Origin of the sequence: methanotrophic endosymbiont of Bathymodiolus puteoserpentis (Logatchev) (assembly GCF_900128525.1) — a bacterium.
Classification (GTDB): domain Bacteria; phylum Pseudomonadota; class Gammaproteobacteria; order Methylococcales; family Methylomonadaceae; genus Methyloprofundus.
In genome coordinates this window covers 22,945-35,456 of the sequence record NZ_FQTQ01000075.1, presented here as the reverse complement: position 1 = coordinate 35,456, position 12,512 = coordinate 22,945, and the positions used below count along the sequence as shown (strand labels likewise).

Here is a 12,512-nt window from a genome sequence, read left to right as displayed (position 1 = left end):
TTAGGTGGTAAATGAATTAACCCGCTTCGAGCGGTTCACGGTTTTCAAGCCTCCGGCTTTGCCGGAGGTATTTGACTGTAAAAAGCTAAATAATTTCAAAGAAATACGCTAAAATAATCGGTTTTTTAATATTGCTCCGGATTTACGGTTCGGTTCGCAGATAGGTGTTATATGTCTAAAATTGTTGTCTCCGCTTTATATAAATTTGCTACGCTCGAAGATTTTACAGAACTCAAGAAACCTTTATTACAACTGATGGAGGATCACCAGGTTAAAGGGACTTTATTGCTTGCTAAAGAAGGTATTAATGGCACGATTGCCGGTGATCGTGCGGGTATTGATGCTGTGCTTCATTGGTTGCGTTCTGATCTACGTTTAGCCGATCTTGAGAGTAAGGAGTCTTATGAATTAAAAATGCCGTTTTACCGGACTAAGGTGAAGCTTAAAAAAGAAATTGTCACGATGGGCGTGGAAAACATTGACCCGAAAAAAATCGTCGGTACTTATGTTAAGCCACAAGATTGGAATGCTTTGATTTCTGACCCTGATGTGATCTTAATCGACACGCGTAATGATTACGAAGTTCAAATCGGCGGATTTAAAAATGCAGTTAATCCAGCCACTGAGACATTTCGTGAATTTCCTCAGTATGTAAAAGAGAATTTAGATCCTAGTAAACATAAAAAAGTCGCGATGTACTGTACTGGTGGGATTCGCTGCGAAAAATCAACCGCTTATTTAAAAGAGCAAGGCTTTGAGGATGTTTATCATTTACAGGGTGGTGTATTAAAGTATTTAGAAGAAGTACCTGTTGAAAAATCACTTTGGGAGGGGGAGTGTTTTGTATTTGATAATCGCGTCGCGGTTAATCATAACTTAGAAAAAGGTCAGTATGATCAGTGTTATGCTTGTCGTTACCCCATTACTGAGCAAGATAAGCAAAGTGTACATTATCAAAAAGGCGTGAGTTGCCCACATTGTTATCACAAGGCAAATGAGCTACAGCGTCAACGCTTTCAAGAACGAGAAAAACAGGTGCAGCTTGCAAAGCAGCGCGGTGAAGAGCACATAGGCTCAGCAGCACGGCAAGCATCGGCAGAGCGTCGTGCATTAAAACAGCAGGATAAAGCACAGCAAAGAGAGAAAGTGCGTAAGCGGGAAGGTTGAATTAAGAGATAGTATGCGAATGTCGCGTTCTGTGGGAGTAGCTTTAGCTACGACAGTTTATGCCACTATCACGGCTAAAGACACTCCCACTTAAAGTGTAAACTAAAGGATGCCGATTAATTTTGTAAGGTTTGTGTTGTTGTATCGACTGATAAATGAATTTCGTCATTTTGACGCATTTAAAGTAAAAATCCACTAAATTAAAGGAACACTGATGAAAATGATTAATAAAACTAAATTTGCTATTGGTACATCATTAGTTGCGGGGCTAGTCACGGGCTGTACTACTTCTGACACTAACCTTTTTGGACAAGAAGAGCTATCATCTGGCTATATGAATCAAGCTGATTCAGCAAAAGAGGAGGCTGTAACAAAGGTAAAGGATGGCGCATGTGGTGAAGGTAAGTGTGGTGGGAAGATGATGAGTGATAAGGAAAAAGTAAAAGAAGGCACATGCGGTGATAAAAAAATGGTGACTGATGTAGAAAAAGCGGTAGAAGGCAAGTGTGGCGAGAATAAGTAAGCAAAAAATAGGTCTGTTCAAGATGGAATCCGTACCATCTTGAACCCTAGCTCTATTTTTAAGTCTCAGCTTTCAAAAGATAATTGCTCACCAAAACTGGCTTGCCAATCACGACTAAACTGATCAACTGCAGGCTGAACGGCAGGGTGACTCATCATTTGTTCCGCTATATCTACAGGCAAAGTAATTGAGGCAACTCCTAGTTGTAATATATCTAATACTTGCTGTGTGTTTTTAAAACTGGCTGGAAGTAGTTTTGTCGATAAGCCTTGTTGATTGATTAGCTTCTGTAAATCAGCAACCACAGCAATGCCATTCGCGCCCATTGCATCTATGCGATTAACATAGGGCGCTAAATAATCGGCACCGCATAAAGCAGCAAAAAATCCTTGCTGTACACTGTAAATGGCAGTGGCTAATACGGTAATTCCTTGTGCTTTCATAAGTTTTATCGCTGCTAAACCAATACGTGTTGTCGGCACTTTGACGACAATATCATAAGGTAAGGCATGCAGTTTTATGGCTTCTGCCAACATGTCTTCAGCGGTTTTACTGACTACTTGCACATGAAACCGAGCGTGTCCACCAAGCGCTTTGGCTAAAGCAGGCAAAACTTGGTTAACACCCAGTCCAGATTTGGCTAAAATGGAGGGATTAGTCGTGACACCAAAAATAGGTAAGGATTGGTTAAGGTCGGCAACTTGCAGGGCATCTGCAGAATCGAGGTAGAGTTCAAACATAATATTTATTTAGATAAGTGGTTTGCTTGGGCTTGGATCGCGGTCATAACGACGGTATTTACTATATCTGTAACTGTGCAGCCTCGGCTTAAATCATTAACCGGCTTATTTAAACCTTGTAAAATAGGTCCGATAGCAATAGCGCCAGAAGAGCGCTGTACTGCTTTATAGGTATTATTGCCGGTATTCAGGTCAGGGAAAATAAAGACATTCGCATGGCCCGCAACTTCGCTGTTTGGGAGTTTGGTTTTAGCAACCTCAGCATCGACTGCAGCATCATATTGCATAGGGCCTTCTAGTTTTAGTTCAGGGTGCGCTTGTTTAGCTAGTTTGACTGCTTGTCTTACTTTATCAACCGCTTCGCCTTTACCTGATTCACCTGTGGAATATGAGAGCATGGCTATACGTGGCGTAATATTAAACATTTCAGCCGTTTGTGCTGCACTGATCGCAATGTCTGCCAGTTCTTGAGCGTTAGGGTCGGGGTTAACTGCGCAATCACCATAGACTAAAACCCTATCCTCTAAACACATAAAAAAGACACTGGAAACAATCGATGTGCCCGGTTTAGTTTTAATAATTTGAAAAGCAGGGCGAATCGTATGTTGGGTGGTATGTACTGCGCCGGAAACCATACCATCAGCATCGCCCATATGAATCATCATTGTGCCGAAATAACTGACATCCGATAAGGTATCAAAAGCCATATCATAAGTAACGCCTTTTTCTTTGCGTAATTCATAATATTGCTCTGCATAAAGATCCCGTAACTCAGAGTGCAGAGGGTCAATAATATTAACGTCGTCTAAGTGCAGACCTAATTTTTTGATCTTTTGCTGTATCTCTTCGACATTACCTAATAGCGTTAGTTTAACGACATTTCTTAATAAGAGAATTTCTGCGGCATGCAAAATACGTTCTTCTATCCCTTCAGGTAAAACAATATGCTGCTGATTAGCTTGGGCGCGTTGCATTTGCTCATACTCAAACATTAAAGGGGTAACCCGATCAGAGTGTTGATCGGTAAGTCGCTGTTTTAGTTCATCAAAGTTTAAATTACTTTCAACTAAACCTAAAGCGGTAGCAATTTTTCGTTCGTCTTGCGAGTAAATTTGAGCTTTTATTTCTTTTACTTTCATAGCAGCACTAAAAGTATCTTCTTCGATTGATAATACGGCAAAAGGCGTATCATCAAAGCCCTCTAGTAAATGCCTTATTTGCTTGGCAGTATTTTTCTTCCCAGTTAATAATAAACCCGCAATTTGCGGGTAATTGGTCGAGGTATAGGCCATAAAGCAAGCGAGAATAATATCTGCTCGGTCACTTGGCGTAATCACTAGGTCGCCTGCCTCAAGATAATCTAAAAAACTGGGTACTTGCATGGCTGCAACTTTATATTGGCTAACTAAACGGTTTAAGGTTTGTTTTTCACCTAATATAAGCTCCGCATTAAGTTGACGCACAATATTGCCCACACTGGGTTTTTCTAATAAAGGCTCGGCTGGCACTATATAAACAGGAAAGTGATTTTCTGGATTGTGCTTAAAGCGCATGCGCAATGTTTCAATTTGATCCATCGCGACACCATTAATAACCCCCGCTAATAAATCACAATCAAATTCATTTAAAGCATGTTTAAGTCGATTGACGGCATCAACAATTTGTATATTATTTCGCCCTTGGCCTTGAACAACCGGCATAATTAAGCAGCCTAGGTTATTCGCTACTTCAGCATTAAAATCAAATTCAAAAATAGAATTATCACCGACATAATCAGACCCAAGGCAAAGTACATGATCGCATTGCTTAGTGAGTGTACGATATTTACTTAAAATCCGTTTTAATAATTCCTGGTAATTATCTTTTTCAATTAAATCTTGAGCCTCTTCCATTGAGCAGCCGTACATGGAACTATAAGGCAGGTCAATTTGATAACGATGTCGGACTAATTGAATTAACTCATCTTTATCTTCTTGTGCATAAATAATAGGTCGAAAGAAACCAATTTTCCCCGCATAACCAGCTAACATATCCATCATTGCCAGCATGATAATGGACTTGCCACTGCCTTGCTCGGCCCCAGTTACATAAATATTTTGCTTGTTCATAGGTTTTAATTATCTTTTTTAAAACGTATTAAAAAATATGGCTTATAGGCTATATATGAAAACTTACAAGCGGTATAGTTAGCATTATCGAGTTTATAAAATTATCAGGTATTTATGTCTACGCTTAATATTTCAGAATTATCTATCTTACTGGTAGAGCCGTCACCAACTCAATTAAAAGTTATTATTAAACATTTGCAGCAAGAGGGCATTACATCAATTGAGGGGACTACTAATGGTTCAGAGGCGCTAGAAAGTATTCATGCTTATCCGCCTGATTTAGTCATGAGCAGCATGTACCTTCCTGACATGACAGCCACGGAATTGGTGATGGCTATGAAGCAGTCAGAAGCCGGTCAAAATGTTCCCTTTATGTTAATTTCCAGTGAAACTGATTTTAAAGCCCTAGACCCAATTCGCCAGGCTGGCGTGGTCGCTATTTTACCTAAACCGTTTAATCATGCAGACTTAAAACGTGCTTTAAAAGCAACGATTGAATTCATAGACCCTGAAGAACTTAGCCTAACACATTATGATGTCGAAGCATTAAGAGTACTGGTTGTTGATGACAGTTTGATGGCCAGAAAACATATTACTCGTGTTTTAAATAATATGGGCATTAACGAGATTATTACAGCCAATGACGGCAAACAAGGTGTCGATATATTTAGTGCGAACCAAGATGCATTCGATTTAATTGTGACTGATTACAATATGCCGGTTATGGATGGTCAAGAGCTTATTCGGTTTATTCGTCACGATATGGGAAATACACTTATCCCCATTCTGATGGTCACCAGCGAAGATAATGAACTACGCTTAAATAATATACAGCAATCAGGCGTATCTGCTATTTGCGATAAACCTTTTGAGCCGCAAACAGTAAAAGAAATGTTATTTAGGGTCATGGATTAGTTGGAGCTTTTTATGCCTACAAACCAAACTCCAAAACCATTTTAATGGATACATAGATGACTAAAATCATTGCCGCAATAAAGACAATCGTCTGTGTTGGGTTGCGCCATAAGTTTTTGTAAAAAGTATTTGCTTGGCCACTTTGTTTTAGTTGTTGATATTCCTCCTGCAAGGTAATGCGTCGTTGCTCTTGATATTCATCAATTAAGCTTCGTGCTTTGGCATATTGTTGATCATCAGATAGCCAGATGGCGGGCATTGAAATTCCCCAGTTACCGGCACTTGTTTCATAAAAATTTAGTTGATTTTCTACTAATAAATCGCGAATATCATCGGCTTCATCATCAGGTACGTGGCGTAAAGAAAAGAGTAATAAAGCCATATTAATGTTTCTCAGGGTTGTTAATAATATTTTGTAAGATTGACCAGCGTGCTTGGTGTTTACTAGCGCCTTTGCCTTGAATCCAATAGTCGTATAAATGTTCTATATTGCCAGTCGATTTTTGGATCTCTAGCCAACTATTCAACATGGCTTGTAAGGTTAGGTTATTTTTGTGGACTGCATAACTGATTGGAAACTGGTGTATTCTTGTTGAGTCAAAGCTGACAGAGTATGCTGGATGTAGCATGACTAATGTCATGCCTTCTTCTATGCTACTAATAAATCCATCAAAAGTATTCTCTGGGGCATTAAAAAATATATCAGGGTTAGCAATTTTTTTAATTTCAATGTTTGGGAATGCTTGCTTAATATAAGTTAAGCGTGGGTAATGATCTATCGTGGCAAATTTTAAATGTGTGGACTTGGTAAACTTCGAGTAGTCAGAAAACTCTTTTTGACGGTAATCTTTGACAATCAGGGCGGTTGTTAAATTTAAGATGGGTTGCGTATAAAGTACCGATTTTAAATGTTCGCTACTGATCTGTACGCCTGAAATAACAATATCAATTTGTAAGTTATCCAAGGCTTGATACAGGTTTTTAGCCTTAGTAAAGGGAATAAAGTCTAAATTCACACCTAATGCAGACGACAAGTGATTCATCATTTCTATATCAAAGCCGACCAGTTTGTGCGCATTATTATAAAAAGAAAAGGGCACGCGACTTGGGTTGTAGCCGATACGTATAGTTCCACGCTTTACTATCGCTTCCGGAGTCGGCATAAAAAATTGATTTTTATCTGTGTCGTGTAAGTTGTATACAATTTTCTGGGGGGCTTCCCAGTCTACTTGCATTTGCTTTAATTTTTCACTGACATCTATTTTTTTTGTAAAAAAATGAGCGAAGAAAGTTTGTGTTAGCAATACTGACAAGCCAATAATCAGTATAGTAGAGCCAAGAAATAATAAGACTTTTTTAATTTTAATCTCAATAAGGCCGAGTAAATAGGCTGTTGTAGATAAGGTAAAGGAGATTAGAAAAACAGCAGAAGCGAGTGTAGAAAAGCGCTTGGTTAAAACATCACCCGATAAATAAAGCTGATACATATCACTGGGTAGGTGTAGATAATTAAGCAAAAAAGGAATGCTGATATGTACGCTGGCAAATAAACTAAATAAACCATTAAATGCTAGTAATGCCTGTTGCCCTGTATCTAATTCAGTATTAGTGAACCAAGCAGAAAATAAGATAAAGATAAAGGCTAATAACTTACCTACAGCTGGAAAGTTAAAGGCAATGGGAATAATAATTTCATTGTACTTATCACTGTCTTCCGTACGCAGCTTATGTTTTTCAAAAATGTCATTACAGGCTTCGGACATGATAGGGATAAGAATAAACAAATTCCCCGAGGCGAAGGCAGTCACTAAAATACTGCGGCAGCCTTGGATAATATCAGCATATTTAAACGGGGTTATCGCGCTGATAAAAAAGGGAATAACCCAAAGGGATAAAATTAAAGCTGTGACGATATAAACCGCAAAATAAATTTGTAACTTTTCAAAATCATCTGCTGCTATTGTGCCTGCAGCAGAGGCAGAAATAGCAAAAACACCCATCGGTAAAAAGCGTACAATGCCTTTGGTTATTTTATTAAAGGCTTCTAGTAATACCGCGGCTGGATTAAGAAATTGCTGTTTTTCTTTGATAGTCACTAAGGATATTCCCAGCAATAAGCTAAATACCACAATTGCCGGAACGGTATTTTCAGAAAGTGATTTAAAGGGATTGGAGGGGATATATAAGTCGAGATAGTTTATTGGAGGGGGGATTACTATCTGAGATGTGCTAAAAAAATCTTTACTTTCCCATAAGGGAAAAGCATGAGCCATTGCAAAAATAGTAAAAATGGTTAATGCCCATAAAGCAAGCAGCATCATAATAAATTTCTTAGCAATCTCTCGAGATTGCTCATAACTTAAAGAGCCAACACCGATAACTAGTGATAAAACAATATAAGGAATGATGGCGACTTGAAGCAGCTTAATAAAAGCCATGCCGATTATGTTAAGCCAAGCCACTTTTTCACCAAAAAATAACCCTGTAAAAATCCCTACACTCAGAGCTAATAAAACTTGACCAGAAAACGAGAGTTTAATTTTTTTAAGCATTTAAGTTGACAGTCTTGTGTTATGTTTGAGCGAGTGCTTGGATAATCAGTAGCCGAGGAGATTGCTCGGTTTCTTGCATACTATGAATAATAGTAATAGCAAATTGATCACTGTCTAACTGTTCATACCAATCAGTAACAGCGTTCATTTCTTCCTGCCCACCCGGATGACCTGGGTAACATAAAATACTGATGATACCGCTGGATGAGAGTATTTTAAGCGCCTGATTTAAAGCGTTTAGCGTCGTTATCGTTTTGGTGATAATGGCTACATTGCCGCGTGGTAAATAGCCAAGATTAAACATAATGACATCTACTTGTTCGTCAGCTTGAATATGTAGGCACATATGTTCATGACTATCATGAATCAACACGACTTTATCAGTAAAGTGATGTTTTTCTATTTGCTGATAAGTGCTATCAAGCGCTACTTGTTGTATATCAAAAGCATAGACTTTAGCGCTGTGTCTGGCTAGAAATAGAGTATCGTGACCGTTACCCATAGTGGCATCAAGCGTTATGCTATCTGCTGATAGTGTGTCTTGAATCGTTTTATGAGCTTCAGTGACTAATGAATGTTGGGTGAAACGTGTACTTAACATTAGGGCAAGGGTTGAATAATCGTATTTTGTGCTGGTTGGCTATTGTCTAACTCTGGATAATCTAAGGTATAGTGCAAACCTCGACTTTCTTTGCGTGCTAAGGCACTTTGAATAATTAAGTCAGCGACAATGACTAAGTTACGTAATTCTAATAAATCACTGCTAACGCGATAATTTTGATAATATTCAGCAATTTCACTTTTTAGTAATTCTAGCCGCCGAGCCGCTCTTTTTAACCGCTGCGTCGTGCGTACAATACCCACATAATTCCACATAAAGCGGCGTACTTCATCCCAATTGTGTGCAATCATTATCTCTTCTTTTGATTCAATAACTTGAGAGTCATCCCAATCGGGAATTTCAGGTAAAGCTTGGGTAAGGTTTCGTCTTAAAATATCTTCGCAAGCGCGGTCGGCAAAGACTAAACATTCTAATAAGGAATTGCTGGCCATGCGGTTTGCGCCATGTAAACCTGTATGAGCAACTTCACCGAGGGCATATAGACCTGAAATATCTGTACGGGCATAATCATCGGTCATTACACCTCCACAGGTATAGTGAGCAGCAGGAACAACAGGAATAGGGGACTGAGTAATGTCAATATTAAATTTAAGGCATTGCTGATAAATAGAGGGAAAGTGGCTTTTAATAAAATCAGCTGGTTTATAGCTAATATCTAGGTAAACGCAGTCTATACCGTGTTTTTTAATTTCATGATCAATGGCGCGAGCGACTATATCACGTGGAGCAAGCTCAGCGCGCTCGTCATAGTTCTGCATAAACGGCGAGCCATTCGGCAAGATAAGTTTAGCGCCTTCACCGCGTACTGCTTCACTAATTAAAAAGGAGCGGGCATCGGGATGATATAAGCAAGTTGGATGAAATTGCATAAATTCCATATTAGCAACACGGCATCCCGCTCGCCAAGCCAGTGCGATACCATCTCCTGTAGAAATTTGCGGATTAGTGGTATACAAATACACTTTACTTGCACCACCAGTAGCAATGGCAACAGTATTGGCAGCCATTGTTTTAATTTGATTATTGAGTGTATCTAAAACATAAGCACCGACTACGCGTTGTTCGCTTAAACCTAGTTTCTGGGTAGTGATTAAATCTACTACATTATGATGTTCTAATAACTCAATATTGGGGTGTTGTTTTGCTTGAGCGATTAAAGATAAAGAAAGCTCTTTTCCAGTGGCATCAGCATGATGCACAATACGTCTTTCTGAATGTCCGCCTTCTTGATTAAGGTGTAATTCCGATTCGCCTTTTTTATTTTTTCGTTCGGTAAATTCCATACCTTGCTGATGCAAGAAATCAATGCTTTTTTTTCCATAGTTGACCGTTAGTCGAACTATATCAGGGTCGCATAAGCCGACTCCAGACATTAAAGTGTCTTCAATATGCGATTCTATCGAGGATTCTTGTGCATCTAAAACGGCAGAAATACCGCCTTGAGCATAGAAAGTACTTCCTTCCGTTAGGGCAAATTTAGATAAAACAGCAACTTGACAGTGATCTGCTAATTTAAGGGCTAAACTGAGTCCTGCACCACCACTGCCTATGATAAGAACATCGTAGTTTTTTTGTTTAGACATAAGGTTGAGGGCGGGTATAAGACGGTGAAAAAAAACGAAAATAAAGTATCATTGCTGGATTACTTGCTAGGCAAAGCTGATTCGTTATAAGCGATAGAGGATTGATTATTATAGCTGTAGTGCAGGGTTTTAAGAAATTTCCTAGCTATATAGAGCTATCTATATAAGTTTATAAGTCTTTCTAATGGGGGGCTATTGGAATGGGTCGTATTTTGTTTAATTAAAATAGCCCTGAAAATAGCTGCACATCAACCCATTCACCTTTTTTTACAGTACTTCTATCGTGCTCTAAAATAATAAACGCATTAGCCATGCTCATGGAGCTTAAAATGCCTGAGCCTTGCTTTCCCGCCGTTTTAACTTGCCATTCGCCATTTTTAGTTAGCCTGACAATACCGCGTGGAAACTCAGTTCTTCCTGGCTTTTTACGTAGTGCTTCTAGGCTACGTGCTTTTATAATGGGGGCAATAGGTTGATCAATAATACCTAGCATTTTGTCTATGGCAGGGAGCACAAACTGATAAAAAGTAAGTAGTACGGCAACGGGGTTGCCAGGTAGACCAAAGAAGGTGCTTTGTTTAATTTTGCCAAAAGCGATAGGCCTTCCAGGCTTTATAGCGACTTTCCAAAAATTAATTTCGCCACTAGATTGCAAGGCTGCTTTGGTGAAATCAGCTTCACCAACGGATACGCCGCCAGTGGAAATAATAATATCGGCATAATTAGCGGCACTATTAAAGCTGTTTAATAAGTCATTTTCTTGGTCTCTAATAATACCTAAATTAATTATCTCAATATCAGGCCTATCGAGTGCTGCAAGCAAGCTGTAGCGATTACTATCATAAAGTCCGCCTAGGGGAGGCGTTTGCGCAAGGCTGTAAATTTCATCTCCAGTAGACGCAATAGCAATACGTAATTTACGTTTGACTTTGATTTCTGGTAGCCCTAATGAAGCCAATAAACCGATGTCTGGCGGGGTTAGTTTTTTGCCAGCGGCTAATATCGTTGCACCTTGGCTAATATCTTCGCCAGCTATTCGGACATTTTGTCCTGCTTTATGGCGTGCATCAATATGAATAGTTTCTGCTTCGCGTTGACAGTGTTCTTGCATGATGACGGTATCTAAACTATTAGGCATCGGTGCGCCCGTCATAATGCGTATGCAATGCTTAGGTAAACATTCTGTACTCAGGAATTGCCCCGCTAATACTGTCGCTTGAACGGTTAGAGTAGACGTCTCATTCTCGATGGGTAAATCGCTGCTATGTAATGCATAACCATCAACGGCAGAATTCGTATGTGCAGGAACATTGATCGGGCTAATAATGGCTTTTGCTAAGCAGCGACCTTTGGCTTTTTCTATGGGAATTTGTTGTTGATCTTGAATGGCACTAATATGATCCAAAATCATTTTTTTTGCGAGTTCAAAATGGATTAAATCAGATTCATTGCCATCAGAGCAGTTTGCTTGGGTTTTGATCATTTGCGTGTTGAAGGGCCGTTAAGTGGCAAGCCATTTGCTATATAGCTTAAGAAAAATTCAAGTTGGCGTAATGCTGGACTTTGAGCAGCGTCTATTGGCGCGCGAATTAATTTATTACAAGCCATAAAACGGCGGTGTAAAGTACCCATTTCGCCTGTATTTAAACGATAAGCTGGCCAGTGTGTCGTATGCCCTAAGGCGGGGCTTAGTATTTCTGAGCGTATAAATTTTCCAGCATTGTCTATATGGCAACTGGCGCAGGAAAAATTAAGTTGCCCACGACGTTGATAAAAATAGGCTTTGCCTTGTTCATAAGCATTAAGTGCCTGCGGGGAATGTTCAGGGATTATGGTACGAATTAGCTGGCCACGTGAGGTAAAAGCCATATAAGCTAACAGTTTGGTTATTTTGCCTTTGGCATAAGGCAGCGCAGGAAGGTGATTCTGTAAACGGCAATCATTAAGTGCACTGGCTAAGGTAATAATGCTTTGCTTGTGCTCATCCCAATAAGGGTAATTTTGGGCAATTGCTATACCTTGATTAGGAAAACAATCGGCATAGCGAGCGCCATTATTAAAAGGGCGATTAAATAGTGTCTTACCTTCTTCTAGGGCAAATTCATAAGGAGGAAATTCTTCAATAGCTTGCCAAGAACTCTTAGCGTCACTGTCAATTGCATAAACGCCTTGTGCATAATCAGCGAATTGTAATTGTGGGAATAGTTGCTGATAAAAAGTCAGTATTTGTTTTCTATCTTGCTCGGGACTTGCCCAGGTTAATGAGCTGGATATCAGCAAGTTTATCCAGAGGCAAAAAATA

The 12,512-nt window shown here is 39.4% G+C and carries 11 protein-coding genes; 3 read left to right on the top strand and 8 right to left on the bottom strand.

Annotation, left to right across the window (positions count from 1 at the left end; translation table 11 throughout):
* Window positions 1–171 precede the first annotated feature (171 nt).
* Window positions 172–1,167: an oxygen-dependent tRNA uridine(34) hydroxylase TrhO gene (gene trhO, locus BQ7314_RS06590; RefSeq protein ID WP_174482908.1), complete on the top strand. Its 996-nt coding sequence runs from the start codon at window positions 172–174 to the stop codon at window positions 1,165–1,167.
* A 214-nt stretch (window positions 1,168–1,381) separates the two neighbouring features.
* Window positions 1,382–1,690, top strand: a complete 309-nt coding sequence (locus BQ7314_RS06585; protein WP_174482907.1) for a hypothetical protein — start codon at window positions 1,382–1,384, stop codon at window positions 1,688–1,690.
* 65 nt (window positions 1,691–1,755) lie between these two features.
* Here the strand turns inward: BQ7314_RS06585 and BQ7314_RS06580 are convergent, their stop codons facing one another.
* Window positions 1,756–2,430 (bottom strand): fructose-6-phosphate aldolase, encoded by a 675-nt coding sequence (locus tag BQ7314_RS06580; RefSeq protein ID WP_174482906.1) that lies wholly within the window; start codon window positions 2,428–2,430, stop codon window positions 1,756–1,758.
* Between the two features lie 5 nt (window positions 2,431–2,435).
* Complete coding sequence (gene pta / locus BQ7314_RS06575; RefSeq protein WP_174482905.1) at window positions 2,436–4,538, bottom strand: phosphate acetyltransferase; 2,103 nt, start codon at window positions 4,536–4,538, stop codon at window positions 2,436–2,438.
* Between the two features lie 114 nt (window positions 4,539–4,652).
* Between pta and BQ7314_RS06570 the strand changes: the two genes are divergently transcribed.
* On the top strand, window positions 4,653–5,453 hold the full coding sequence (locus tag BQ7314_RS06570) for a response regulator (RefSeq protein ID WP_174482904.1): 801 nt from the start codon (window positions 4,653–4,655) through the stop codon (window positions 5,451–5,453).
* A 16-nt stretch (window positions 5,454–5,469) separates the two neighbouring features.
* Here BQ7314_RS06570 and BQ7314_RS06565 read toward each other — a convergent pair whose 3' ends face one another.
* The 6 genes from BQ7314_RS06565 to soxA form a co-directional block, all read right to left on the bottom strand.
* Window positions 5,470–5,835: a DUF6164 family protein gene (locus tag BQ7314_RS06565; protein WP_174482903.1), complete on the bottom strand. Its 366-nt coding sequence runs from the start codon at window positions 5,833–5,835 to the stop codon at window positions 5,470–5,472.
* 1 nt (window position 5,836) lies between these two features.
* A complete protein-coding gene (locus tag BQ7314_RS06560; RefSeq protein ID WP_174482902.1) occupies window positions 5,837–8,005 on the bottom strand; it encodes a cation:dicarboxylate symporter family transporter in 2,169 nt (722 codons plus the stop codon).
* 19 nt (window positions 8,006–8,024) lie between these two features.
* Entirely contained in the window at window positions 8,025–8,606 is a 582-nt protein-coding gene (mnmM, locus tag BQ7314_RS06555; protein ID WP_174482901.1) for a tRNA 5-(aminomethyl)-2-thiouridylate-methyltransferase MnmM, read from the bottom strand.
* Entirely contained in the window at window positions 8,606–10,210 is a 1,605-nt protein-coding gene (gene nadB / locus BQ7314_RS06550) for an L-aspartate oxidase (RefSeq protein WP_174482900.1), read from the bottom strand. Before nadB ends, mnmM begins: the two co-directional genes overlap by 1 nt.
* Before the next feature lie 220 nt (window positions 10,211–10,430).
* Entirely contained in the window at window positions 10,431–11,693 is a 1,263-nt protein-coding gene (gene moeA / locus BQ7314_RS06545; protein ID WP_174482899.1) for a molybdopterin molybdotransferase MoeA, read from the bottom strand.
* Window positions 11,690–12,490 (bottom strand): sulfur oxidation c-type cytochrome SoxA, encoded by an 801-nt coding sequence (gene soxA / locus BQ7314_RS06540; protein ID WP_342590397.1) that lies wholly within the window; start codon window positions 12,488–12,490, stop codon window positions 11,690–11,692. The genes moeA and soxA overlap by 4 nt, the downstream gene beginning before the upstream one ends.
* Between the last annotated feature and the right edge of the window lie 22 nt (window positions 12,491–12,512).